The 25618-nt window shown below is 65.0% G+C and carries 25 protein-coding genes; 9 read left to right on the top strand and 16 right to left on the bottom strand.

What is annotated here, in order from left to right:
* The first annotated feature begins 53 nt into the window (after positions 1-53).
* Positions 54-1271 (top strand): MFS transporter, encoded by a 1218-nt coding sequence (locus ABIB78_RS21115; RefSeq protein WP_429028131.1) that lies wholly within the window; start codon positions 54-56, stop codon positions 1269-1271.
* A gap of 120 nt (positions 1272-1391) precedes the next feature.
* Here ABIB78_RS21115 and ABIB78_RS21110 read toward each other — a convergent pair whose 3' ends face one another.
* Positions 1392-1886 carry a VOC family protein gene (locus ABIB78_RS21110; protein WP_429028128.1) on the bottom strand — a complete coding sequence of 165 codons (495 nt, stop codon included), beginning with the start codon at positions 1884-1886 and terminating at the stop codon, positions 1392-1394.
* Between the two features lie 135 nt (positions 1887-2021).
* Entirely contained in the window at positions 2022-2567 is a 546-nt protein-coding gene (locus tag ABIB78_RS21105; RefSeq protein WP_429028127.1) for a carboxymuconolactone decarboxylase family protein, read from the bottom strand.
* A gap of 168 nt (positions 2568-2735) precedes the next feature.
* On the opposite strand from ABIB78_RS21105, the gene ABIB78_RS21100 reads away from it, so the two are divergent.
* Both ABIB78_RS21100 and ABIB78_RS21095 read left to right on the top strand, forming a co-directional pair.
* A complete protein-coding gene (locus ABIB78_RS21100; protein WP_429028124.1) occupies positions 2736-3920 on the top strand; it encodes an acyl-CoA dehydrogenase family protein in 1185 nt (394 codons plus the stop codon).
* Positions 3921-4070: 150 nt separating this feature from the next.
* A complete protein-coding gene (locus tag ABIB78_RS21095) occupies positions 4071-5210 on the top strand; it encodes an acyl-CoA dehydrogenase family protein (protein WP_429028122.1) in 1140 nt (379 codons plus the stop codon).
* Positions 5211-5385: 175 nt separating this feature from the next.
* Here ABIB78_RS21095 and ABIB78_RS21090 read toward each other — a convergent pair whose 3' ends face one another.
* The 9 genes from ABIB78_RS21090 to ABIB78_RS21050 all read right to left on the bottom strand — a co-directional run bounded on the left by ABIB78_RS21090 (position 5386) and on the right by ABIB78_RS21050 (position 13541).
* Positions 5386-6423, bottom strand: coding sequence for an amino acid ABC transporter substrate-binding protein (locus tag ABIB78_RS21090; protein WP_429028120.1), 1038 nt, complete (start codon positions 6421-6423; stop codon positions 5386-5388).
* A gap of 61 nt (positions 6424-6484) precedes the next feature.
* On the bottom strand, positions 6485-7078 hold the full coding sequence (locus ABIB78_RS21085) for a L,D-transpeptidase (RefSeq protein ID WP_429028118.1): 594 nt from the start codon (positions 7076-7078) through the stop codon (positions 6485-6487).
* A gap of 223 nt (positions 7079-7301) precedes the next feature.
* Positions 7302-7430, bottom strand: a complete 129-nt coding sequence (locus ABIB78_RS21080; protein ID WP_429028117.1) for a DUF2474 domain-containing protein — start codon at positions 7428-7430, stop codon at positions 7302-7304.
* Complete coding sequence (gene cydB / locus ABIB78_RS21075; RefSeq protein WP_429028114.1) at positions 7430-8440, bottom strand: cytochrome d ubiquinol oxidase subunit II; 1011 nt, start codon at positions 8438-8440, stop codon at positions 7430-7432. Before cydB ends, ABIB78_RS21080 begins: the two co-directional genes overlap by 1 nt.
* Positions 8437-9846 carry a cytochrome ubiquinol oxidase subunit I gene (locus ABIB78_RS21070; RefSeq protein WP_429028112.1) on the bottom strand — a complete coding sequence of 470 codons (1410 nt, stop codon included), beginning with the start codon at positions 9844-9846 and terminating at the stop codon, positions 8437-8439. Before ABIB78_RS21070 ends, cydB begins: the two co-directional genes overlap by 4 nt.
* A 76-nt stretch (positions 9847-9922) precedes the next feature.
* Positions 9923-10501, bottom strand: coding sequence for a redoxin domain-containing protein (locus ABIB78_RS21065; protein ID WP_429028109.1), 579 nt, complete (start codon positions 10499-10501; stop codon positions 9923-9925).
* 18 nt (positions 10502-10519) lie between these two features.
* Positions 10520-11215 carry a cytochrome c biogenesis CcdA family protein gene (locus ABIB78_RS21060; RefSeq protein ID WP_429028106.1) on the bottom strand — a complete coding sequence of 232 codons (696 nt, stop codon included), beginning with the start codon at positions 11213-11215 and terminating at the stop codon, positions 10520-10522.
* Between the two features lie 411 nt (positions 11216-11626).
* Positions 11627-12238, bottom strand: a complete 612-nt coding sequence (locus ABIB78_RS21055) for a sigma-70 family RNA polymerase sigma factor (protein ID WP_429028104.1) — start codon at positions 12236-12238, stop codon at positions 11627-11629.
* 235 nt (positions 12239-12473) lie between these two features.
* On the bottom strand, positions 12474-13541 hold the full coding sequence (locus tag ABIB78_RS21050; RefSeq protein ID WP_429028101.1) for an acyltransferase family protein: 1068 nt from the start codon (positions 13539-13541) through the stop codon (positions 12474-12476).
* A 215-nt stretch (positions 13542-13756) separates the two neighbouring features.
* Between ABIB78_RS21050 and hrpB the strand changes: the two genes are divergently transcribed.
* From hrpB to ABIB78_RS21020, 6 genes are all read left to right on the top strand, one after another.
* The gene (gene hrpB, locus ABIB78_RS21045; RefSeq protein ID WP_429028099.1) at positions 13757-16225 is read left to right on the top strand and encodes an ATP-dependent helicase HrpB; all 2469 of its coding nucleotides are present in this window, start codon (positions 13757-13759) and stop codon (positions 16223-16225) included.
* Between the two features lie 235 nt (positions 16226-16460).
* Positions 16461-17912, top strand: a complete 1452-nt coding sequence (locus tag ABIB78_RS21040) for an NCS1 family nucleobase:cation symporter-1 (protein ID WP_429028098.1) — start codon at positions 16461-16463, stop codon at positions 17910-17912.
* A gap of 200 nt (positions 17913-18112) precedes the next feature.
* Positions 18113-18625, top strand: coding sequence for a TIGR02281 family clan AA aspartic protease (locus ABIB78_RS21035; protein ID WP_429028095.1), 513 nt, complete (start codon positions 18113-18115; stop codon positions 18623-18625).
* A gap of 126 nt (positions 18626-18751) precedes the next feature.
* Positions 18752-18982, top strand: a complete 231-nt coding sequence (locus ABIB78_RS21030) for a nucleotidyltransferase family protein (protein WP_429028093.1) — start codon at positions 18752-18754, stop codon at positions 18980-18982.
* Complete coding sequence (locus ABIB78_RS21025; RefSeq protein WP_429028090.1) at positions 18972-19319, top strand: HepT-like ribonuclease domain-containing protein; 348 nt, start codon at positions 18972-18974, stop codon at positions 19317-19319. Before ABIB78_RS21030 ends, ABIB78_RS21025 begins: the two co-directional genes overlap by 11 nt.
* Before the next feature lie 138 nt (positions 19320-19457).
* Positions 19458-20957, top strand: coding sequence for a phosphomannomutase/phosphoglucomutase (locus tag ABIB78_RS21020; RefSeq protein ID WP_429028087.1), 1500 nt, complete (start codon positions 19458-19460; stop codon positions 20955-20957).
* A 189-nt stretch (positions 20958-21146) separates the two neighbouring features.
* Here the strand turns inward: ABIB78_RS21020 and ABIB78_RS21015 are convergent, their stop codons facing one another.
* The 5 genes from ABIB78_RS21015 to nudC all read right to left on the bottom strand — a co-directional run bounded on the left by ABIB78_RS21015 (position 21147) and on the right by nudC (position 25616).
* On the bottom strand, positions 21147-22613 hold the full coding sequence (locus ABIB78_RS21015) for a methyl-accepting chemotaxis protein (RefSeq protein ID WP_429028085.1): 1467 nt from the start codon (positions 22611-22613) through the stop codon (positions 21147-21149).
* The gene (locus ABIB78_RS21010) at positions 22594-22905 is read right to left on the bottom strand and encodes a hypothetical protein (protein ID WP_429028083.1); all 312 of its coding nucleotides are present in this window, start codon (positions 22903-22905) and stop codon (positions 22594-22596) included. The genes ABIB78_RS21015 and ABIB78_RS21010 overlap by 20 nt, the downstream gene beginning before the upstream one ends.
* Positions 22906-23061: 156 nt before the next feature.
* A complete protein-coding gene (locus ABIB78_RS21005; RefSeq protein ID WP_024578797.1) occupies positions 23062-23562 on the bottom strand; it encodes an Lrp/AsnC family transcriptional regulator in 501 nt (166 codons plus the stop codon).
* A gap of 76 nt (positions 23563-23638) precedes the next feature.
* Entirely contained in the window at positions 23639-24586 is a 948-nt protein-coding gene (locus ABIB78_RS21000) for a sugar kinase (protein WP_429028079.1), read from the bottom strand.
* A 79-nt stretch (positions 24587-24665) separates the two neighbouring features.
* Positions 24666-25616: an NAD(+) diphosphatase gene (gene nudC / locus ABIB78_RS20995; RefSeq protein ID WP_429028076.1), complete on the bottom strand. Its 951-nt coding sequence runs from the start codon at positions 25614-25616 to the stop codon at positions 24666-24668.
* Positions 25617-25618 lie beyond the last annotated feature (2 nt).

The raw sequence follows: 25618 nt of genomic DNA, 5'->3' as shown, positions 1-25618 counted from the left end.
ATCGTGAGAACGGATCAGTCCGGCCATGACGATGTGAGAAGCAAGAGCAAGAAATGGACGCATCATCATCCACGCTATCAGACGAATCCTCGCTTGGTTATGAGGGCTGGCGCATCGTCGTCGTCTGCTTCCTGCTTGCGACCTTCGGCTGGGGACTGGGCTTTTACGGACAGAGCGTCTATGTCGCCGAGCTGCAGCGGCTGCACGGTTGGCCGGCGTCGCTGATCTCGTCGGGCACGACATTCTTCTACCTGTTCGGCGCCGCACTGGTCGCCTTCGTCAGCGAGGCGATCAAGGCGTTCGGCGCGCGCAGCTGCCTGATCGCCGGCACCCTCGCGATGGCGATCGCGGCGGTTGCGATCGGCGAGGTGCGCGAGCCCTGGCAGCTCTATCTCGCCGATGCGCTGCTGGCGTTCGGCTGGGCCGGCACCAGCCTCGGCATCATCACCAACACGCTCGGCCTGTGGTTCGACAAGAAGCGCGGCATGGCGATCAGCCTGGCACTGAACGGCGCGAGCTTCGGCGGCATCGTCGGCGTGCCGCTGCTGGTAGCTGGGATCGGCACTTTCGGCTTCTCCGGCGCGATGATCGCGGCCGCGGTGCTCCTGATCGTGGTGATGGTGCCGGTGATCCTGATCTTCGTCGGGCAGCCACCGGTGCATCTGCATGCAGTGACGGCGGCGGCGGCCGATGCGCCGTCGGCGACGCAGGTGCGCGCCCGGGCGCTGCGCGACATCCGTTTCCTCTCGGTCTCGATTGCCTTCGCGCTGGTGCTGTTCGCCCAGGTCGGCTTCATCGTGCATCTGATCGCCTATCTCGACCAGGTGATCGGCCGCGAGCGCGCGACGGTGGCGATGGCGCTGCTGACCGCGATGGCCGTGGCCGGTCGCGTCTCCTTTTCGTTTGTGATCGACCGGCTCAACCAGCGGCTGGCGTCGGCGCTGTCCTTTGTCAGCCAGGCGCTCGCGCTCGGCATCATCATTAATGTGCACAATGACCTCGCGCAGATCGCCGCCTGCGCATTGTTCGGCTTCTCCGTCGGCAACCTGATCACGCTGCCGGCGCTGATCGTACAGCGCGAGTTCGACCCGCGCGCATTCGGTGTGCTGGTCAGCCTGATCACCGCGATCAACCAGATCACCTACGCGTTCGGTCCCGGCGTGATCGGGCTGCTGCACGATCTCTCCGGCAGCTACACGCTGCCGTTCTATGGCTGTATCTGCCTCGAACTGATCGCCGCGGTGACGATCGTGATGCGCGGAAAAACGTAACCTGGATGGAACGAAGCTAATCCGGGGACCGTCTCAGCGCACGCAGGTTTCCCGGATTGCGCGGAGCCTGTCATCGGGTGCGCGTTCGCGCGACCCGTTGGCTCCATCCAGGCTACGGAATTACGCCGCGCGCTGCTTCAGCAGGTCTTCCAGGTCGAGCCGTCGGGTGAACATCGCGAGCTTGCCGTCCGCGCTGCGCGGCCACTCGGCCTCGGGGCGGTCCCAATAGAGCTCGACGCCGTTCTGGTCGGGATCGCGCAGGTAAAGCGCCTGGCTGACGCCGTGGTCGCTGGCGCCGTCGAACTGGATGCCGGCTGACAACACCCGATGCAGCGCGTCGGCCAACGCCGGGCGGGTGGGGTAGAGAATGGCGGTGTGGAACAGGCCGGTGGTGCCGGGCGGCGGTGGATGGCCGCCCTTGCTCTCCCAGGTGTTGAGGCCGATGTGGTGGTGATAGCCGCCGGCCGAGATGAAGGCCGCGTCCGCGCCCATGCGCTGCTGCAACTCGAAACCGAGCACGCCGCAGTAGAAGCCGAGCGCCCGCTCGAGATCGGCGACCTTGAGGTGGACATGCCCGATCCGCGTGCCCGCGATGATGGGGGGATTTTCGGGCATGACCTGGCTCCGTCGGCATCAATGCCTTGCCGTCAGGGGCAAGGTTTCGCCACCTGATATAGTCCGGATTTGCCGGGGCCGGAGCAATCCATCTCGAAACGCAGCGTTTCCGAAAGGCGCCACGGCCGGCGAAGCCTAGCAGAGCTCCGACAACTCGCCGCCGGGCAGCTGGAACTCGAACGTGTTCAGCGTCATCGACACCATGGTGTAGTAGCCGCAGAGGCCGATCACCTCGACCAGGCCGCGCAGGCTCAGCACCTCGACCGCCTCGTCATACAGCCCCTTCGGCAGGCCATGACCTTCGTGCAGCGCCTTGGCGACGTCGTAGATCATTTTTGCCTTGGGATCGTCGAAGGTCGGCGTCCGGCGCACGCGAATGTCCTCGATGATCTTCGGATCGAGGCCGCCCTTCAGCGCGAGGCGCTTGTGGGCATACCATTCGTAATGCGCGGTCCAGTGCCGCGCGGTGACGAGGATCGCAATCTCCGACAGCTTCGGCGGGAAGACCGTGTCGAAGCGCAGCACCTCGCCGAGCCGCGTGGCATGCCGCGCCATCTCCGGGCTGTTCAGCCAGGCCATCATCGGTGCCGGCGGCGCGCCGCGCTTGCCGGCGATCGACTCGTCGTAGGTTTCTTTCTGGGCGGGGTTCATTTCGCTAGGCGAAAGCAGCTTCAGCCGCATGTCCGTTTCCTCTTGTTTTTCAATCGTTACCCCGTCCCGGCGATACACCCGATCGCGCGAGGTGAGTAGCGACGCCAGAGCATGGCGCGGCTGCGAGGCATATTGAACTGGGCGGCCGCGCAGGGCTAAGGTCGATTCCAATTCGTCGATCTTGACTGGAAACGCACCATGGCTGACCTCGAGACATTCCGCGCTGAGACCCGCGCCTGGCTGGAGCAGAACTGCCCGCCCGAGATGCGCAAACCGATGACCTCGGATGGCGACACCTTCTGGGGCGGCCGCAACGCGAAATTCTCGTCCGACGCGCAGCGCGTCTGGTTCGAGCGGATGCGCGACAAGGGCTGGACCGTGCCGCATTGGCCGAAGGAATATGGCGGCGGCGGCCTCGATGGCGAGGAGGCCAAGATCGTGCGCCAGGAGATGGCGGCGATCGGCGCGCGCCAGCCGCTGACCTCGTTCGGCATCTCGATGCTCGGACCGGCACTGCTGAAATACGGCACCGAGGAGCAGAAGAAGGAGCATCTGCCAAAGGTCACTGCGGGCCTGATCCGCTGGTGCCAGGGCTATTCCGAGCCGAACGCCGGCTCCGACCTCGCCTCGTTGCAGACCCGTGCGGTGGGCGACGGCGACGACTACATCATCAACGGCCAGAAGATCTGGACGTCGTACGCCAACTATGCCGACTGGATCTTCTGCCTGGTGCGCACCGATCCGGCGGCCAAGAAGCATGACGGCATCAGCTTCATCCTGTTCGACATGACCTCGAAGGGCGTGTCGACCAAGCCGATCCTGCTGATCTCGGGCTACTCGCCGTTCTGCGAAACCTTCTTCGACAATGTCCGGGTGCCGAAGTCGCATGTCGTGGGATCAGTCAATCGCGGCTGGGATGTCGCGAAATATCTGCTGCAGCATGAGCGCGCGATGATCTCGGGCATGGGCGAGCGCGGCGTCGGCCGACCGCTCGGCCAGATCGCAGCCGACTCGGTTGGTGCGGACGCGCAAGGAAAGCTCGACGACGTGCAGCTGCGCAGCCAGATCGCGAGTTTCGAGGTCGACGAGGCCGCGCTCGCCGCGGCCGCCGAGCGTGCGGTTGACCTCGCCAAGGCCGGGCAATCGCATCCGGCGTTCTCCTCGGCGATGAAATATTACGGCACCGAGCTCAACAAGCGGCGCTACGAGATCCTGATGTCGGCGGGCGGCATCGACGCGCTGGAATGGGAGAGCGACCGCTCCAGGGGCGGCGCCCGCCCGCGCGCCTGGCTGCGCACCAAGGCCAACTCGATCGAGGGCGGCACTTCGGAGGTGATGCTCGGCATCGTCGCCAAGCGCATCCTCGATCTGCCGGGGGCGTGAATTCTATCCGCCGTCATGGCCAGGCTTGACCCGGTTATCCAGGTCTTTGCGGCGGCAGGCTCAAGACGTGGATGCCCGACACAAGGCCGGGCATGACGAAACTTTAAAGTTCAGCTGAACGACAAACAGTAGATTTATCGGAATCCATCCATGGCCCTCGTCCTCACCGAAGAACAATCCATGCTGCGCGACAGTGCGCGCGGTCTCATCAGCGACAAGGCGCCGGTGGCGCATCTGCGCGGCTTGCGCGACAGCAAGGATACCACCGGCTTCTCGCGCGAGCTCTGGAAGACCTTTGCCGAGATGGGCTTCTCAGGCCTCCTGGTGCCGGACAAGTTCGGCGGCAGCGGGCTTGGCTGCGTCGAGGCCGGCATCGTCATGGAGGAGATCGGTCGCACCTTGATGCCATCGCCGTTCCTCGCGACTTCGGTGCTGGCCGCATCGGCGCTGTCGCGCGGCGGCAGCGAGGCGCAGAAGGCGCAGCATCTACCGAAAATCGCCGACGGCTCGCTGCTGGCGGCGCTCGCGATCGATGAGGGTGCGAAGCATCGCCCGCTGCAGACCAAATTGCAGGCCGCGCGGTCGGGCAACGGCTTCAAGCTGTCGGGCGACAAGGCCTTCGTGGTCGACGGCCACACCGCTGATCTCCTGATCGTCGCGGCGCGCACGGCCGGTGGCGCCGGCGACAAGAGCGGGCTGACGCTGTTCCTGGTCGATCCGAAGGCGAAGGGGCTTGCGGTCGAGCGCACCGCGATGGTCGATTCGCACAACGCGGCGCGCATCGTGTTCGACAATGTCGAGGTCAACGCCGACAGCGTGCTCGGCGAGGTCGATCAGGGCTTTGGGCTGCTCGAGGGCGTGCTCAATATCGGCCGCGGCGCGGTCGCGTCCGAAATGGTCGGCCTCTCCGAAGAGGTGTTCGGCCGCACCGTGACGTACCTCAAGGAGCGCAAGCAGTTCGGCAAGGCGATCGGCGAATTCCAGGCGCTGCAGCACCGTGCAGCAGAGCTCTACATCGATATCGAGATCACCCGCGCCGCCGTTCTGAAGGCGCTGCAGGCGCTCGATACGGATGTCGAGAAAGCCGCCACCGCGGTCGCGGTGGCCAAAGCGCGCGCCGGCACCACCGCGACGTTGGCCGTGCAGGAAGGCGTGCAGATGCACGGCGGCATGGGCATGACCGACCAGTTCGACATCGGCTTCTTCATGAAGCGCGCCCGCGTCTGCCAGGAGCTGTTCGGCGACAGCAACTTCCACTCCGATCAATTGGCGAGCGGCAAGGGCTACTGAGCGGCCGCGTCGCCGTCGCCGCACAACACGCTGTCATCGCCCGGCCTCGACCGGGCGATCCAGTATTCCAGAGACGTCAGTGTTGAATCGAGAAGCCGCGGCGTACTGGATCACCCGCTTTCGCGGGTGATGACAGCTGAGGATGCGGTGGCGGCTGTGGCCTAGCTACGTGTCGTTACCGGATCGGCGGCGCGTACTGGACGCCGCCGGCGTTCCAGAGCTGGTTCATGCCGCGCGGAATCTTCAGCTTGGAATCGGCGCCGACGTTGCGGTCGTAGACCTCCCCGTAATTGCCGACATGCTTGATGATGCGCACGGCCCAGTCCTTGGTCAGGCCGAGATCCTCGCCATAGGAGCCCTCGGTGCCGACCAGCCGCATCACTTCCGGCTTCTTCGACTTCAGCGCCTCGTCGATGTTCTTCGAGGTGATGCCGAGTTCCTCGGCGTTGATCATGGCGTAGAGCGTCCACTTCACGATCATCATCCAGTCGTCGTCGCGCAGCCGGACCACCGGCGCCAGCGGCTCCTTGGAGATGATGTCGGCCAGGATCATGTGGTCGTTCGGCTTGGAGAGGTTGAGCCGCAGCGCGTAGAGCTGCGAGGCGTCAGACGTCAGTGTGTCGCACTGACCGGAGTCATACGCCTTCACGACGTCGTCCAGCTTGTCGAACTTCATCTCCGTGTACTTCATGTTGTTGGCACGGAAATAATCGGCGAGGTTGAGCTGCGTCGTGGTGTTGGACTGTACGCAGACCTTGCTGCCGTTCAGGTCGAGCGCGGAATCGATGTTACGCGAGCGCGGCAGCATGAAGCCCTGGCCGTCATAGTAGGCGACCGCCGGGAAATAGAGATCGTAGTTTGTCTCGCGGGACATGCTCCAGGTGGAGTTGCGCGAGAGGATGTCGACCTTGCGGTTCTGCAGCTCCTTGAAGCGCTCGCTGGCGTCGAGCGGAACGAACTTCGCCTTCGACGGATCGTCGAAGATCGCCGAGGCCACCGCGCGGCAGAAGTCGACGTCGAAGCCGGTCCAGTTGCCCTTGTCGTCCGGGTTCGAGAAGCCCGGCAGGCCCTTGTTGACGCCGCACAGCACGTCGCCGCGACGGACGGTGCGCTTCAGCGTGCGGGTGTCGTAACGCTCATAGGTGATGGCGGCTGCCGCCACCAGCACGGCGATTGCGAGCCCGATCGTCAGGCCGCCTCGAAATGTACGCATGGGTTCTCTCTCGCGAATGATCGGGGGAAAAACAGGACGGGTATCGAAGGCGGGGTGGAGACTACAGTTCGGGCTTCTGCCGGATGATCACCTTGGTGCCGACAGGAACGCGGCTGTAGAGGTCGGCGACATCATTGTTGACCAGGCGGAAGCAGCCGGACGAGATCGCGGTGCCGATGGTATCGGGCCGGTTGGTGCCGTGGATGCGGTAGACCGTGGTGCCGAGATACATCGCGCGCGCGCCGAGCGGATTGCCCGGGCCGCCCGCCATGAAGCGCGGCAGATAGGGCTGGCGCGCGATCATTTCCGGCGGCGGGGTCCAATCCGGCCACTCGGCCTTGCGGGTGATGGTCACCAGCCCCTGCCACTGAAAGCCGTCGCGGCCGACGCCGATGCCGTAGCGGAGTGCGCGGCCGTTGCCCTGCACGAGGTAGAGATGGCGTTCGGCGGTGGAGACAATGATGGTGCCCGGCGCCTCGTTGGTCCGGTAGTACACGACCTGCTTCTGCCATTCCGGATCGAGCTCGTAGCCGTCGTCGGCGATCAGGCCCGGCTCGTCGGCATCCGGGCGGCTCTGGGCGAAGCCTTGCGACGTCGACAGCACGAGCGCGCCCGTGGCGATCAACATCCAGACCAGGTGACGAAGTTTCGTCATGCAAAGCTCTCCTTGTTGGCGCATGCCAATTGCCTGCTCCACCCAAATGCACATGATCCGCCAAAGTGTGAGCGGTTTGGCGATCAGATCATGTGCCACTTTTAACTTGAGCATCAAATCTCAGCGGCAGCTTGATGGCAAGTTTAGGGCGGCGCTACAGGTATACCCCTGTAATGCTTCTGTTTTTTGTCATTGAGGGCTGCAGCACGCCAAGCTGGCAGCCTTATTTCGGCGCGATCCAGAGTCGCAAGGCGAACGAGACCAGGGTCACGGTGCCGACGCCGCCGAGCCAGAGCGCCGCGAACCACAGCAGGCGCTGGCCGAGCGGCCGCTGATTCGGGGCCGGTGGCATCAGTGGTATCCGTGGCCGGGGCGCACCTTGCCGCGGAACACCCAATAGGCCCAGGCGGTGTAGCCGAGGATCAGCGGCACCAGGATCGAGACCCCGACCAGCATGAAGATCTGGCTGTTGGCGGGCGCCGCCGCCTGCCAGATCGTGATGCTCTGCGGCACGATGTACGGATACATGCTGATGCCGAGCCCGGCATAGGACAGCCCGAACAGCGCCAGCACCAGGAAGAACGGCTGGTGGTCGTTCTTGTCGCTGAGTGCGCGCAGCAGCAACGCGGTGACGGCGGCGACCGCGATCGGCACCGGTGCGGTGAGGATGATGTTGGGCCAGGCGAACCAGCGCTGGGTGTACTGCACGCTGAGGAACGGCGTGGCGATGCTGACGGCGCCGATCGCGCACAGCATCGCGACCAACAACATCCAGCTCAGATGATAGGCGCGGTCGCGCAGCTCGCCCTCGGTCTTCATCACCAGCCAGGTCGCCCCCAGCAGCGCATAGCCGATCACCAGCGCAATGCCGGTCAGGACGCTGAACGGCGTCAGCCAATCCCACCAGCCGCCGGCATAGTGGCGTCCGTCGACATGGATGCCCTGCAGGATGGCGCCGAGCGCGATGCCCTGCGCCAGAGTCGCCAGCAGCGAGCCGCCGGTGAAGGCGAGATCCCATTTGTTGCGTGCTTTCTGGGTCCGCCAGCGGAATTCGAAGGCGACGCCGCGGAACACCAGGCCGAGCAGCATCGCGATCATCGGGGTGTAAAGCGCCGGCATCAGCACCGCGTAGGCCAGCGGAAACGCCGCCATCATGCCGCCGCCGCCGAGCACCAGCCAGGTCTCGTTGCCGTCCCACACCGGCGCCACCGTGTTCATGATGACGTCGCGATCGGCTTTTTGCGGAAACAGCGGAAACAGGATGCCGAGGCCGAGATCGAAGCCGTCCATCACGACATAGACGAACACGGCAAAGGCGATGATGAAGGCCCATATCGTGGTGAGATCGATGGCGAAGCTCATCGTGCGCCCTCCGCGACGGGGGCGCCAGCCGCCGGCGTGATGCCGGCCGCGCGGGCGGGAAGGTCTTTTGTCGGGCCCTGCTCGCCGGGATGCGGCGGCTGCGCCATCAGCCGCAGGATGTAGATCACACCGGCGGTGAACACGGCGAAATAGACGATGATGAAGGCGATCAGTGACGAGCCCACCGCCGGCGCCGCCAGCGGCGACGCGGAATCGGTCGTGCGCAACAGCCCATAGACCGTGAACGGTTGCCGCCCGGTCTCGGTGGTGATCCAGCCGGCGAGCACCGCGATGAAGCCGGCCGGGCCCATCAGGACCGCGAAGCGGTGCAGCAGCGGCGACTGGTACATCATTCCACGCCAGCGCATCAGCAGGCTGAACAGGCCGAGCCCCATGATCAGGAAGCCGAGCCCGACCATGATGCGGAACGACCAGAAGGTGATCGGTACCGGCGGCCAGTTTTCGCGCGGCACGGTGTCGAGGCCGGCGAGCGGGGCGTCGAGCGAATGCTTCAGGATCAGCGACGACAGCTTCGGCACCTCAATCGCGTATTTCACCTTCGCGTCGGCCTGGTCCGGCCAGCCGAACAGGATCAGCGGCGCGCCGTCCTTGTGGCTCTGGTAATGGCCTTCCATCGCCATCACCTTGGCGGGCTGATGCTCCAGCGTGTTGAGGCCGTGCTGGTCGCCGGCGAGAATCTGGATCGGCGCCACCAGCGTCGCCATCCACATCGCCATCGAGAACATCACGCGCGGGCCCGCCAGATGCTGGTCGCGCAACAGGTGCCAGGCGCCGACTGCGCCGACCACGAGCGAGGTAGTGAGGTACGCCGCTAGCACCATGTGCACGAGGCGATAGGGGAACGACGGATTGAAGATCACCTTGAGCCAGTCGGCGGCGACGAACTGCCCGTCGGCATTGACGGCATGACCTGCCGGTGTCTGCATCCAGGAGTTGGCCGACAAAATCCAGAACGCCGAGATCAGCGTGCCGATCGCGACCATCAGGGTCGCCACAAAGTGCAGCCTGGGCCCGACCCGTTCGAGCCCGAACAGCATCACGCCGAGAAAGCCGGCCTCGAGGAAGAATGCGGTCAAGACCTCATAGGCCATCATCGGGCCGATCACCGGCCCGGTCTTGTCGGCAAAGGACGACCAGTTGGTGCCGAACTGGTAGGACATCACGATGCCCGAGACCACGCCCATGCCGAACGCAACCGCAAAGATCTTCAGCCAGTAATTGAACAGGTTGATGTAGACCTCGCGCTTGGTGGCAAGCCACAGCGCTTCGAGCACCGCGAGGTAGCTCGCAAGCCCGATCGAGAACGCGGGAAACACGATGTGGAACGACATCGTGAAAGCGAATTGCGCGCGGGCGAGTACGACCGCATCCCAGCCTTCGAACATGATCCACCACTTGCCGTCGACCTGGCGTGGACCTTACCACGCCAGACGTGACGACGACACAGGGCGGAATGTCCAATCAGCTATTGGCGTTGAGCAGCCGGGCGACGGTGCGGTCGATCTCGTCGTACTGCCCTTCGCCGGCATGCTGGAACACGATCTTGCCGTTCCGGTCGATGATGTATTGCGCCGGCCAATACTGGTTGCCGTAGGCGTTCCAGGTCTGCGAATTGTTGTCCTGCGCCACGGGATAGAGGATGCCGTGCCGCTTCAGCGCCGCCTGCACGTTGGAGGCCGAATGCTCGAACGGGAATTCCGGCGTGTGGACCCCGATCACGACGAGGCCGCGATCCCGGTACTTTGAATAAAGTTTGGTGACATGCGGCAGCGTGTTGACGCAGTTGACGCAGCCATAGGTCCAGAAATCCACCAGCACGACCTTGCCGCGCAGGTCGGCAAGCCTCAGCGGCTGCGAATTGAACCAGTTGCTGATGCCGGCGAATTCGGGCGCGGTCTGGGTCTGTTCGGTCGTCATGGCGGTGGCCATTGGAACGGGCTCGGCCGGCGCGTTGGACTCGGTGCAGAGGCCGGGGATGACGGCGCCGCCGAGGCCAAGGCCCGCGACCACAGCGGATACAGCAATCAAGCGCAGGGACATCGATCTCTCCTTATGAGCTCACAGGCCGATCTGGCCGTTGGGGTAGAACTGGGTCAGCCACGCCACGATCAGCGTGTCGTATTGCAGGTAGGACAGCGCGGCGAAGGCAATGATCACGACGCCGAAGCCTTGCTGCAGGCGGGGCGCGATCCGCGCCATGCTGCGCATGCGGGTGGTGACGGCCTGCCCGCCATAGGCAATCGCAAGCATCGGGATCGCGGCGCCGATCGCGTAGGTGACGAGCTGCAGGCTCGCCCACGCCGTATCCTTCGAGGTCGCGACGATGGTCAGGATCGAGCCGAGCACGGGACCGGCGCAGGGCGTCCACACCAGTCCGAGCGTGCTGCCGAGCACGAAGCCGCCGAACAGGCTCTGCGACGGCGCAGCCTGGCCGACGCCGCCCGCGGCGCCGGTGAGCCGGATCGCCAGCCACTCGAACGGCGCCGGCCAGATCATCAGGAGGCCGAAGCCCGCGAGCAGGACAGCCGCACCCGTTCGCAGCACGTTCGGATCGAAGTCGAAGGCGCGCGTGATCGCGCTCAGCAGCAACGCCACGGCAGAGAACGACATCACGAAGCCGAGCGCGATCATCGCGGGCCGCGCCTTGCCGGTCTGGCCTATCGATACCCCGAGCAGGATCGGCAGCATCGGCAGGGTGCAAGGGGCGGCGACGGTGGCGACACCGGCAAGCAGGGCAAGGGCAAGGCTGAGCATCGTCGTCCGTCCATCAGAAGTCCCGGCGCGCCAGAAGGCCGTGCCGGGTACGCCTGATGTTCTTCGCCAGGACGGCGTGGCCGTTACGGCCGAGCAATCGCAGGCGTCGTCACGTCCGTGTGAGACGAGCTGTGTTCGGCTTCACGACCGCGCGCCAAAAACAGAGCGACCCGGCTGGGGGGCATCCCGGCCGGGTCGTTGGAGGTTTACTTGGGAGGTTAGAACTAGGGAGGTATCGAAACTGGTTCAGTGAATGGGGTTGGCGTTGCGTCGTTGGATATAGGTATAGAGATCGTGTTTTTCCGGCTGATGTCGTCGATTGTTTCAATTGTTTCGTCGCCTGACTTTTTTGGCTTCGTGGACAATCGCCCGGATCGCTCTCTCCTATTAAGTAACTGAATTTGCTTTATTTTATGCCGCGACGCTGTCCACGCCGGCACCCCGGAGGAGGTCGGCGAGCTGTTTGCGGGCATAGAACATGCGGGTCTTCACCGTGCTCTGCGGGATACCGATGATCTGCCCGGCCTCCTCGACCGACTTCTCATGGTAGTAGACCAGATTGATGATCTCGCGGTGGGCCGGCGACAGCTTGGCTACGCAGGCGCGCAGGATCTCGCTGGTTGTGGCGCGATCGAGCGAGGTTTCCGGTGTGTCGGCCCCGTCGGCGATCTCCAGCACGTCGTCCTGGTCGATGTCCTCATGCTTGCGCTGGCGCAGCGCGGTCAGCGCCTTGAAGCGGGCGATCGAGAGCAGCCAGGTCGAGACCTGCGAGCGGCCCTCGAACTGGGCCGCGGTGCGCCAGACGTCCAGGAACACCTGGCTCACCAGATCCTCGGCCATGGTGGTGTCGCGCACCATGCGGAGCACGAAGCGGTAGACCCGGACATTGTGACGGGCATAGAGCGTGTGCATCGAGGTGCGGTTATTCTTGGCGATACGCGCGAGCAGCGTTTCATCCGAGGTCGCGCGGGCAGCATCGATATGCTTCGTGGCTGCAGTGTTGATGGCGATGACGTTCGGCATGACAGGCTCCCAGTTCGCCGTTGGGCGGCGGTTCGTTGGGAGAATTGTTAGTTACCGCCCGTTTCCGGATGTCTGCGCGAAAAGCGGAAAATGGTTTCGTGATCGGGAGAATTGTTTCGTCGCCGGCCGGACGACGAAACATTCGGGACCAAAAAGCCAGTAATTTCAACGGGTGGAAAATTCGAGCCGCCGGAATCGCCCCTGTTGGAACGAATCCGGGCCATGACTTTTGGCACTATTCGGCCGCCTGCAAAGCGGTCGCCGCCTTTTTCGGGGCGATCCAGAACACGTCGGGCCGTTCGAAAAGGAAATTGGCCCGCACCGCCAGCGCCAGCCGCCAGATCAGGAGCGAACCGGCGACGCCGGCCGCGGTCACGATCAGCGAGACCAGGCCGATGTCGGGGATGACGTCGTATCGCAGCAAGAGGGTGCGTGTCGCGGCCATCGGCAGGAAGAAGGCGAGATAGATCACGATCGAGTGCTCGCCGCAGAAGCGCAGGAAGCCGAGCGGGTGCGCCCGCGCCAGCAGCGTGCCGGTCACGATGATGGCGCAGGCGCCGGCAAAGCCGAGTGCCAGCGAGACGATCGGCCATTCACTTACCCCGAGCGCAACAAGGCCGCCATTGATCAGGGCCCAGAGCCCAAGCCCGAGCAAGGCAAGCGCAGGCTGCGCCCGTGCGCGGTCCGACAGGGCGAACACGTAATCGGCGAGGACATAGCCGGTGTAGAAGTAGACAAAGCGGGAGCAGAACTCGTCGATCACGGTCCAGCCGGTCGCGAGATGCGCGGTCTCCAGCACTGCCGCGACGAGCCAGATCGCGAGCGGGTGCACATTGCGCGTGAGCTTGGTGACGACAAAGAAGATCGGCAGCAGATAGATGAACCACAACGTGCCGAACGGCTCGATGAAGGATTCGAGATATTGCAGCCCGACCTGGGCCCAGCCTCCCTGAGCAGCCAGCGAGGGTGCCTTGAAGCCGAACTGGATCGTCACCCAGAGCACGTAGAAATAGGCGAAGTGCATCACCTTGCGGTCGAGATAGGCGCGCCAATCGCGATCGATCACGACCGACAGGAACAGTCCCGAGATCAGGAAGAAGTCCGGCATCCGGAACGGTTTTGCGAACATCACGACGTAATGCATGAAGCCGGTCTGCTCGGCGGCCTTCTCCACCCCCAGCACCGAATGCATCATCACGACCATGATGATGCAGATGCCCTTGGCGTAGTCGACCCAATCGACGCGCGCGCCCATGTTCCCGGCGGAACGATCTGTCGCAGCTTGTGTGCCGTTTGTGGTCATCCTTGTCCTGTTCCGGCATGAGCGGACCCCATCATCGGCCCGATCGGTTGCTTTCTCCTTTATCTATACAAATGATGTGCCGCCGAACCCGGGCCTTTCCCAGGTTTCCCTGGACCCTGCGAATGGTCTAAGAGGCCCGGAAATCCCAAGCGAAGCCGGGGTTCGTTAACCACAGGACGCAGGCCGGCCGAGCGCCGCTGCTGCGATGAGACTCGTTGCCGCACCATTTCGATAGCCCGCTGCCGATCGACGCCGTGCTTGATGAGCTCGACCGCACGCTCGACGGCCACAACGCCGCCGTGCTGGTCGCGCCGCCGGGTGCCGGCAAGACCACGCGCGTGCCGCTGGCGTTGCTCGATGCGCCCTGGGCCAAGGGCAAGAAAATCATCGTGCTGGAGCCGCGCCGCATCGCCGCGCGCGCCAGCGCCGAGCGGATGGCGAAGACGCTCGGCGAGCGTCCCGGGGAGACCGTCGGCTATCGGGTGCGCTTCGGTTCAAAAGTGTCGCGCGCGACGCGGATCGAGGTCGTCACCGAGGGCATTTTCTCGCGCCAGATCCTCGACGATCCCGAGCTCAGCGGCGTCGCCGCCGTGCTGTTCGACGAATTCCACGAGCGCTCGCTCGATGCCGATCTCGGGCTGGCGCTGGCGCGCGACGCGCAAACCGGCCTGCGCGAGGATCTGCGCATCCTCGTGATGTCGGCAACGCTCGACGGCGCGCGTGTCGCAAAACTGCTCGGCGAGGCGCCCGTCGTCGAGAGCGAGGGGCGCGCCTTTCCGGTCGAGACCCGTTACGTCGGCCGCAAGGTCGATGCGCCGGTGGAGCGGCAGATGGCCGAGACGATCGCGGCCGCGCTGCGCGCCGATACCGGCTCGGTGCTTGCCTTCCTGCCGGGCGCGGCCGAGATCCGCCGCACCCAGACCTTCCTCGCCGAGCGCGTGCACGATGCCTCGATCGAGATCGTGCCGCTGTTCGGCGCGCTCGATTCGACCGTGCAGGATCGTGCCATCGCGCCGGCGCCGAAGGGCATCCGCAAGGTGGTGCTGGCGACCTCGATTGCCGAGACCTCGTTGACCATCGAGGGCGTGCGCATCGTGGTCGATTCCGGCTTGGCGCGGGTGCCGCGCTACGAGCCTGACATTGCATTGACGCGGCTCGAGACCGTGCGGGCCTCGCGCGCTGCGGTCGATCAGCGGCGAGGCCGCGCCGGCCGTATCGAGCCTGGCGTCTGCTACCGTCTCTGGGACGAGCCGCAGACCGCGTCGCTTCCGGCCTACACCGCGCCCGAGATTCTCTCCGCCGATCTGTCCTCGCTGGTGCTCGACCTCGCGCAGTGGGGCGTCAGCGATCCCGCAAGCCTTGCCTTTCTCGATCCGCCGCCGGGGCCGGCGCTGAAGGAAGCCAAATCACTGCTGTCAGAACTTGGCGCGCTCGACGGTGACGGCCGCATCACCGAGGAGGGCAAGAGCCTGCGCGCGCTGGCGCTGCCGCCACGGCTGGCGCGCATGATCGTGGATTCCGCCCGCTTTGGCGCGGGCGAGGAGGCGGCCGAGATCGCCGCGGTGCTGACCGAGCGCGGGCTCGGCGGCGACAGTGTCGATCTCGACGTCAGGCTCGACCAGTTCCGCCGCGACCGCTCGCAGCGGGCATCGAGCGCGCGCAGCATGGCCGCGCGCTGGGCTTCGCAGGTGGAGACGGCGGCCGGCGAGCAGAGCGGTCTCTCCACCGGCGTCATGCTGGCCTTCGCGTTCCCGGATCGGGTCGCGAAGAACCGCGGCAATGGCAGCTTCGTGCTGGCCAATGGCCGCGGCGCTGCCGTCGAGCAGACCGCGGCGCTGGCGCGGCTGCCCTATATCGCGGTTGCCGAGCTGACCGGTACGGCGGCGAGCGGCCGCATCCTGCTGGCGGCGCCGATCACCCAGGAGGAGATCGAGCAGCGCTTCGCCGACCAGATCGAAAACGTGGAAGAGGTGACGTTCGACCGCGGTGCAATGGCGTTGCGCGCGCGCCGCCGGCGTTCGTTGCATGCGATCACGCTATCGGAGGCGCCGATGTCATTGTCGCCATCGGCCGATACCGCGCGCATCTTCGCCGACGGCCTGATCGCGGCCGGGTTCGACCGGCTGCCGTGGTCGAAGCATTCGAAGCAGTGGCGCGACCGCGTCATGTTCCTGCGCAAGGCCGAAGACGAAAGCTGGCCCGATCTGTCGGACACGGCACTCGCCGCGCGAGCCGACGATTGGCTGGTGCCCGCGCTCTACGACAAGACCGCGCTGAAGGATCTGTCCGCCGGTGACCTGTCGGACGCGCTGATGGCGTTGCTGCCGTGGGACTTGCGCGCGCGGCTCGATCGCGAGGCGCCGACGCATTTCGAGGCGCCGACCGGAACGCAGCTTGCGATCGATTACGAGGCCGAGCAGGGCCCGACCATCGCGGTTCGGCTGCAGGAGCTGTTCGGGCTCAACACCCATCCCTCGATCGCCAAGGGCGCCGTGCCGCTGGTGCTGGAACTGCTGTCGCCGGCGCAGCGCCCGGTGCAGGTGACGCGCGATCTGCCGGGTTTTTGGCGCGGCAGTTACGCCGCCGTCCGTTCCGATCTGCGCGGCCGCTATCCGCGCCATCCCTGGCCGGAAGATCCCGCCAGCGCGATGCCGACAAGGCGCGTGAAACCGCGCGGCACTTGAGATTTCGAACACAGTCGGCTCTCGGGAAACATTTGATGATTCGCTTCCCGTCATGGCCGGGCTTGTCCCGGCCATCCACGTCTTCCCTTGCTCGAGGAATGCATAGACGTGGATGCCCGGCACAAGGCCGGGCATGACGAGCTGGATGAGTTCTTGCGCTGGCGAGCGCCGGCAAACGGTGGTTAGATTTGCGGGCTGGGATGGGATCACGGGCTCGCACCTTGGGGAGACCGCTGTGGAGATCAAGAACGCATCGCCCTCGCTGTACAACGAGGATCTGGCGCCGGCCAGGGAGCGCAACTGGGGTGCCTTCAGCATCTTCAACGTCTGGACCTCTGATGTGCATAGCCTGTGGGGCTATTATCTCGCCGCCAGCCTGTTCCTGCTCTGCGGCAGCTTCGTCAACTTCATCCTCGCGATCGGCGCCGGCTCGCTGGTGATCTTCGTGCTGATGAGCCTGATCGGCAACGCCGGCGTAAAAACCGGCGTGCCCTATCCGGTGCTGGCGCGGGCCTCGTTCGGGATCTGGGGCGCCAACATTCCGGCGCTGGTGCGCGCCATCGTCGCCTGCTTCTGGTACGGCGCGCAGACCGCGGCGGCCTCGGGCGCGATCGTCGCGCTGCTCACGCGCATCGACAGCTTCAAGGCGTTCCACCAATCCACCCACGTGCTCGGCCATTCCGGACTTGAAGTGGTCTGCTTCGTCGTGATCTGGGCGCTGCAGCTCCTGATTATCCAGCGCGGCATGGAGACGGTGCGCCGCTTCCAGGACTGGGCGGGGCCGGCGGTGTGGCTGATGATGCTGGTCCTCGCGATCTATCTCTGCATCGCGGCCGGCGGCATCTCGCTGACCGCGCCGATCCCGCAGGATGTGCTGCTGGAGAAGACCAAGGATGCCGGCGTGCCCGGCGAGCCCGGCACGTTCCCGGCGCTCTGCGCCGTCGCGGCGACCTGGATCACCTATTTCGCCGCGCTGTATCTCAATTTCTGCGACTTCTCGCGTTACGCGCCCGACGCCAAGGCGCTGCGCAAGGGCAATATCTGGGGCCTGCCGGTCAATCTGATCCTGTTCTCGCTGGTCGCCGGCGTCACCACGATCGCGGCGTTCAACGTCTATCACGAGGTGCTGCTGCATCCCGACCAGATCTCGGCCAAGTTCGACAGCTGGTTCCTGGCGCTGCTCGCCGCGGTCACCTTCGCGGTGGCAACGCTCGGCATCAACGTCGTCGCCAATTTCGTCTCGCCGGCGTTCGATTTCTCGAACGTGTTTCCGCGGCATATCGACTTCAAGAAAGGCGGCTACATCGCGGCGCTGATCGCGCTGGCGCTGTATCCGTTCGCGCCCTGGGAGGGCAGCGCCGCCTCGTTCGTCGGGCTGATCGGCGCGACCATGGGGCCGATCTTCGGCATCATGATGGTCGACTATTATTTGATCGCCAAAGGTCGCGTGAACGTGCCGGCGCTGTATCAGGAGAACGGCGAATATCGCTTCCAGAACGGCTGGAACGCCAGGGCGCTGATCGCAGCCGCGATCGGCGCCCTGTTCTCGTCGGTGTTGCCGAACTTCACCTCGATCCTGCCTTCGTGGTGGGCGGTCTATGGCTGGTTCTTCGGTGTCGCGATCGCGGGCGCGGTCTATTACGCGCTGCGGGTGGCGATGCCGAGCCCGGTCGCCAGGACGGCCTGAAGCCCGCCTGAAAGATCGCCTGAGGGCCGGCAAACTTCGGCCCTGGCCGGCGGCCGATGGTATTCGGCCGCCTGATCGGACTCATATTAACTCTTCGCTCATCCTTTTCGCCAAAATGGCAGGCTCGCGCTGCTGCCCTCGCTCGCGGCGGGACGTGCGGCGTGGTGAAATTGCGTGTTCGGTTTTCCGAGTATGGTGTCATGCGTAACCTGATGATTTTCGCGGCCATCCTGATCGGGCTGGGCACCTTCATGGCCCAGATGGCCAGCAAGATGTCGCCCGCCGCCGCGACCACCGCAAAGCAGACCATAGCCCCCGCCGTCACGGTGGCGCAGGCCAGCGCCCGCACGCTCAGCATTTCGCCCGATCCGCGCGGCCATTTCGCAACCGACGGCCGGATCGACGGCCAGCGCATCGACTTCATGGTCGACACCGGCGCATCGGTGGTTGCCCTGAACGAGACCTCGGCCGCGCGCTTCGGCCTGCGTCCGGTGCCGGGCGATTACACCTCGCGCGTCACCACCGCCAACGGCACCATCAAGGCGGCGCGCGCCCGCATCGCCATGATCGAGATCGGCGGCGTTACCGTACGCGACGTCGACGCCCTGGTGCTGCCGGACGAGGCGCTGTCCGAAAACCTGCTTGGCCTGTCGTTCCTGTCGAAGCTGAAGCGCTTCGAATACGCCAACGGCAAGCTGTTGCTGGAGCAATAGACGGGCCCTTGGCCTATCGCGGCCCTCCCGGCGGGCGCCGTCGCATGCTATATTCGGCCTATGAACAGCTCCGATGCGATCGACACGTTACGGCGTTCCGAGCAAGCCCTGCGCAGGCGCGGAGTGATGCATGCTGCCCTGTTCGGCTCGGTCGCGCGGGGCGATCATAGCGCTGACAGCGATATCGACATTATGATCGAAATCGATCCGGACGTCCGCCTGACGGTTTTCGACTACATGGATCTCAAGGAATACATCTCAGGGCTGTTCGATCGGCCCGTCGATGTGGTCAATCGCGACGCCCTGAAATCACACGTCCAGCCTGCCGCAACGGCCGATGCCGTCTATGCCTTCTGACCGCGCGGGCGGTGCGCTCCGCGATATCCTGCATCACATTGACTTGGCAACGACGTTTAGCGAAGGCTTCGATCGCCAGACGTTCGGCGCGGACATTCGCTCCATCTATGCGGTGACGCGTTGTCTGGAAATCATCTCGGAAGCATCGCGGCGTCTCCCGGCCAGCCTCAAGGCGCGACATCCTGATATTGCGTGGAAACAGATGGCTGGGGCCGGGAATGTCTATCGGCACGACTATGAGGATGTTGCCGCGCAGTTCGTGTGGGACACGGTTGAGCAGGCGTTACCTCCCCTGAGAGCGGTTGTCGAACAGGAGATCGCGCGTTTGACCAGATAGACCCGGCGCTGCCTCGTATGTCACCGCCATTTCTGCCGTAATTGTCGGCCACCAGCCCCAGTCCCACCTTTCGCCCGGCCCGCGCATTCGCTAAAGGCTGCGGCGATGTCTTTGTGCATGCGACCATAAGGCCGACCCATGTTTCCCAAGCCGAAATCCGCGCTGGTCCCGAACACCTATGCCTTCGAATCCGAGCCGCTGGTGAAGCCGACCGGGTTTCGCGAATACGACGCGCGCTGGCTGTTCAACAAGGAGATCAACCTGATGGGCGTGCAGGCGCTGGGCATGGGGCTCGGTGCGCTGATTGCGGAGCTCGGCGTCAAGCAGGAGATCGTCACCGGTCACGATTTTCGCGGCTATTCCGCGTCGATCAAATACGCGCTGATCTCGGGCCTGATGGCGGCGGGCTGCAAGGTGCATGACATCGGGCTTGCGGTGACGCCGATGGCTTATTTCGCGCAGTTCGATCTCGACGTGCCCTGCGTCGCGATGGTCACCGCCTCGCACAACGACAATGGCTGGACCGGCGTCAAGATGGGGGCCAACCGTCCGCTCACCTTCGGCCCCGGCGAGATGACGCGGCTGAAGGAAATCGTGCTCAACGCCGCGTTCGACAACAAGGCCGGCGGCTCCTACCAGTTTCACGAGCATTATCCGGCGCGCTACATCGCCGATCTCACCAGCCGGCCGAAGCTGAAGCGCAAGCTGAAGGTGGTGGCGGCCTGCGGCAACGGCACCGCGGGCGCGTTCGCGCCGCAGGTGCTGGAAGCGATCGGCTGCGAGGTGATTCCGCTCGACACCGAGCTCGATCACACCTTCCCGAAATACAATCCGAATCCGGAAGACATGGAGATGCTGCACGCGATCCGCGATGCGGTGCTGGCGCACAAGGCCGATGTCGGTCTCGGCTTCGATGGCGACGGCGACCGCTGCGGTGTGGTCGACAACACCGGCGAGGAGATCTTTGCCGACAAGGTCGGCGTCATGCTGGCGCGCGACATGTCGGCGATCAACGCCAACGCGCAGTTCGTCGTCGACGTGAAATCGACCGGGCTGTTCGTGACCGATCCCGTCTTGCAGAAGCAGGGCGCGAAGACGGTCTACTGGAAGACCGGCCATTCCTACATGAAGCGCCGCACCAATGAGCTGGGCGCGCTCGCCGGCTTCGAGAAGTCGGGCCACTTCTTCTTCAACAAGCCGTTCGGCCGCGGCTATGACGACGGCCTGGTGTCGGCGATCGCGATCTGCGAGATGCTCGACCGCGCCCCCGGCAAGTCGATGGCCGACCTGAAGGACGCGCTGCCGAAGACCTGGTCGTCGCCGACCATGTCGCCGCACTGCGCCGACGAGGCGAAATATGGCGTGGTCGACGCCGTGGTGAAGCACTTCGAGACGCTGCAGCAAAAGGGCGCGCAAGTCGCGGGCCAGAACATCCGCGATCTCGTCACCGTCAATGGCGTGCGCGTCACGGTCGAGGACGGCAGCTGGGGCCTGGTGCGTGCGTCCTCGAACAAGCCGGAGCTCGTGGTCGTGGTGGAAAGCCCGGTCAGCGAGCAGCGCATGCGCGACATGTTCGAGGCGATGGATTCCGTGCTGCGCACGCACCCCGAGGTCGGCGCGTACAATCAGAAGATCTGAGCACGCAGCTCCGCTGTCATCACCCGCGCATGCGGGTGATCCAGTATTCCAGAGACGGAAGTGATTGAGCCGAGAGGCCGCGGCGTACTGGATCGCCCGGTCCCGTCTACGCCAAGGCTTCGACGAGGCATTCGCTTTCAGGCGCGCCGAAGCTTCAGCGGAGGCGGCAAGCCGGGCGATGACGACACCTCACGCCGCCCGCAGCGAGGCGAGGAAGCGGTCCAGCTCGGTCTTCAGCCATTCCGATTGCGACGACAGGCCGTTCGCCGCGTCGAGCAATTGTGCGGTCGCGCCGCTGGCCTGTTCGGACGCCCGGTTGACGTTGAGGATGCCCTTGTTGACGTCCCGCGTGCGATCGGCCGCCTGCTGCAGGTTACTGGAGATCTCGCGGGTCGCCGCGCCCTGCTGATCGACGGCGGCCGCGATCTCGCCGGAGACCTGGTCGATCTCCGCGATGGTGGTCCCGATGGTCCCGATCGCGCTGACGGCTGCGCCGGTCGCGCTCTGGATATCCTGGATCTGAACCGAAATCTCCTCGGTCGCCTTGGCGGTCTGATTGGCCAGTGCCTTGACCTCGCTCGCGACGACCGCAAACCCGCGGCCATGCTCGCCGGCGCGCGCCGCTTCGATGGTTGCGTTCAAGGCGAGCAGGTTGGTCTGGCTGGCGATGCTCTGGATCAACGTCACCACTTCGCCGATCTTCTGCGTGCCGGCGGCGAGACCCTGGACGACGGTGTTGGTGCGGCGTGCCTCTTCAGCGGCCTGGGCAGCGATTCGCGCCGAGCGCGTCACCTGCTCGGCGATGTTGTTGATCGACGCCGTGAGCTCCTCGGTCGCCGACGCCACGGTTTCCACGTTGCTCGACGCCAGCGTCGATGCGGAGGCGGCCGCGGTGGCCTGACGAACGGTTTCCGCGTTGCTGCCGTTCATCGTTGCCGACAGGCCCTGCATCGCATTCGCCGCCACCGCGACGGCCTCGACGACCTCGCCGATCTTGCGCTCGAAGCCGGCGGCGAGCTCGCGCCGCGCGGCATCACGGTCGTGCTTGGCCTGTTCGGCCTCGATGCGTTCGGCATTGGCGCGCGCTTCGGCGGCGTTGGCAGCTTCGGCTTCCGCCGCCTTCAACGCCGACGTTTTGAACAGTTCGGCAAGCGTGTGCGCAAGCCAGATCAACACGCCAGCCTCGATCAGGAGGATCACGGCGTGGAGAACGACGCGGCCGAAATCGGCGCCGCCGGGGTAGATCGCGGCCGGAAGGATGAAGTTCAGCGTCAGGTGATGCAGGGCGACCGCTGCGGTGCCGGCGACGATCGGCCGATAGTCGCAGTAGGCGACAAGGCACGCCAGCGCGGCGAAGAAGTACATGTGCATGTCGACCTGCCAGCGGTGGCCCGCGAACTGATAGACCAGCATCGACACGCCGGCCATCAAGGCCACGGCAACGATCAGGCGAGTTGAAACGCCGTTTCCCGACATGCGCCACGACACCGTCGCGGCCAGCGCCATCGCGACCATGAAGCCGGCCGGGATCAGCCAGTCGGTGCGGAGCGTGATGCCGATGATGACCGCGATCGGAACGTGCAGCCAAAGCACCACGAGCAATATCTTGCTGGCCGTCTTGCGCAGGGCGGCCATTTCATCGCCTTCGAAGGTCATTCCCAACCCCCAGATCGTCGTCCGCTCTGAAGCAGCCAGCGATCGCCTGCGGATCCATGGTCAGCAAAGCGCCAGCCTCGTACAGCCGGCTCAGCCCGCCATTGCGGTCAGGCCGCACCACCAGCAGGGCCGGAATCGCGGTCATCCGAACGATCGACGCATTGGCGGACGCGGCGGCCATCAGCGCGCGCTCGGCGCGCCACCACGGCGGAAAAGCCACCGCCACCACGTCGCTGCCCGTACGCGCCTGCAACGACAGCACTGCGACCGCGATCCAGCTCGCAATCAGCAATGCAGCTGCGCCCAGCCATGCGGGCCGTCGTCTCGCTGGGATGATCTCCCCCGGCACCATCGCAGCACAATACCGCTGCCGGCGCTAACTTCAGGTAAATGCCGGACAGGCGGACTACTTGGGGGCGTATCGACGTGTGGGGTGGTGCGGCGGCGCTTACGCCGCCGGCACCGGCAGCGCCGTCACCGACTTGATCTTCTCCATCGCGAAGCGCGAGGTGACGTTCTTCAGCGGCACGGCGGAGATCAGCTTCTTGTAGAACACGTCGTAGGCCTGCATGTCCGCGACCACGACGCGCAGCATGTAGTCGACATCGCCGGCCATCCGGTAAAATTCCATCACCTCGGGCATGGCGCTGACGGCGTCGGCGAATTTGCGCAGCCAGGCTTCCGAATGGTCGGCGCTCTCGACCGAGACGAATACCGAAATCCCGAGTCCGATCTTGTTCTGATCGACCAGCGCCACGCGGCGCAGGATCACGCCGTCGGCCTCGAGCCGCTGGATGCGCTTCCAGCATGGCGTCGACGACAGTCCGACCCGGTCGCCGATTTCGGCGACGGAGAGCGAAGCGTCCTCCTGCAATACGGTCAGGATCTTGCGATCGATGGCGTCGAGGCGGCGGTTATTGTCATGAAGCTGAATGGCGACATCGGTCATAGAAGAAAGTTCCACATGAAGGTTCAATACCCCTCATATAGAGAAGAATCTTCCAAATCAAGCGATTCGTAGTCGGTCAGGCCGGCCGGGCATCGGCGTGGTCACCCAAAAACGCTTCAACTTCAGCACGTTGCGGTGCGGCATAGGCACCCCCGAAGCGGGTGCATTTCAGCGCTGCAGCGGCGGAAGCGAAGCGGAGCGCCTGCCGCAGCTCCTGCTTTTCGGTGATGGCGAGGGCAAAGGCCCCGTGGAAGACGTCGCCGGCCCCCAGCGTGTCGACCGTATGGACCGGGAAGGCCGGGGTTTCCTCGAGCCCGCCCTTCTCATCGAGCCAGATCGTGCCCATCGGCCCGCGGGTGCCGGCCAGGAAGGAGGAGGTGAGCTTGGCGAGCTTGTGCAGCGCCTGGCCGTCGTCGGTGACGTCGGCGGTCTCCTGCAGCGGTTCGCTGGAAAACACCAGATGGGAGGAGGCGGTGAGCAGCCCTTCCCGCATCGACATCGCGCGGTCGACGTCGACCACCACGGGGATGCCGCGCCTGACCGCCTCGGCGCAAAGTTCGGTGCAGAACGGCGCGCAGCGGCTCTCGGTCAGGATCGCCGCGCAATCCTCCAGCAACAGCTCGGTCGGCGGCAGCTTCACCTTCCAGAGCCCGGGATCGCGGAAGGTGACGATGGTGCGCTCGCCGCTGTCGTCGATCATGATCGCCGAGATCGGCGTGACCAGGTCCGGCATGTGGATGAGATGGTTGGTCTCGATGCCTTCCTGAGCCATCTTGTCGAAGATGTAGCGGCTCGAGGTCTCCCGCGAATCGCCCATCGGTCCGCAGATCGAGGCCCGGCCGCCCAGCCGGACGATGCCGATGGCGGCGTTCAGCGCGTTGCCGCCGCAGATCTCGTCGAAATGCGTCGCGTTCTCCTTGGAGCCGCGCGCCGGAACGCTGACGCGGAAGGTCAGGTCGCGCACCGGCAGGCCGATGCAGAGGATGCGGGGCGGGACTTTCGGGGCGCCGTCCTGAAAATTCATGCGGGGATCCGTCGCAATGGTTCCGTCAACTGCCAAACCTGTGTCCAGATCTAATCGGCAGAACGATGTCCGGTTCCCGCTATTGGTCCAACGGGTTTCGGTGATGCACCCAGCGGCCGAGCAAATGATGGGCAATCGCGAACGGATGCGGTCCGGCGAGGCCGTCGGGATGCTGGCGCTTGAGCATCAACGTCGCCTCGGCGTGGTCGAACCAGCGTGCATCCTCCAGCTCGGTGCGGTCGACCACGATGTCCTCGTTGGTCGCACGCGCGGTGCAGCCGATCATCAGCGATGACGGATAGGGCCAGGGCTGCGTCATGTAATAATTGACGTCGGTGCAGCGGATGCCGGACTCCTCGAAAATCTCGCGCCGTACGGCATCTTCGATGGTTTCGGCGGCCTCGACGAAGCCGGCGAGGCAGGAATACATGCCGGGCATGAACTGCTTCTGCCGCCCCAGCAGCACCTTGTCGCCTGACGTGACCAGCATGATCACGACCGGATCGGTGCGCGGAAAGTGCTCGGCCTTGCAGCTCGGGCATTCGCGCTTCCAGCCGCCGTCCTTCATCGCGGTGCGGGTGCCGCAGTTCGGACAGAAGCCGTGACGCTGGTGCCAGGTCACCATCGATTTCGCCATCGCGATGGCCGAGAGCTGCTCGGGCGGCACCACGCCCTGCATCGCCATGCCGCGCAATTCGGTGATCGCGACGTCGCCGCGCCCGACCAGCTTTTCGGCCGCTTGCGGCGCGATCCCCATGCCGAAGATCGGTGCCGCATCGCGCAGCCCCAGGAAGATCGTGCCGGGATTGGCGCCGTAGCTGCGGGCCTCCTCCAGCGAGAGCAGCGCGCGGGCCCCGCCATCCTCCTGCTTCACCACCAGGGAGTCGCGATAGATCACGTAAGCGCGGGCCTCGCGATGGCCCTCCAGCGCGAACAGTTTCTCGTCATTGGTGCGCAGATGCGCGGCGCGGTCCAGCACATGGGTCACGAAGGCCGGCTGGCCGAGCGGAAATGAATCGGATGCAGACATTG

Origin of the sequence: Bradyrhizobium sp. I1.14.4 (assembly GCF_050435825.1) — a bacterium.
In the GTDB taxonomy this organism is placed as follows: domain Bacteria; phylum Pseudomonadota; class Alphaproteobacteria; order Rhizobiales; family Xanthobacteraceae; genus Bradyrhizobium.
This window is presented reverse-complemented; position numbering and strand designations above follow the sequence as displayed.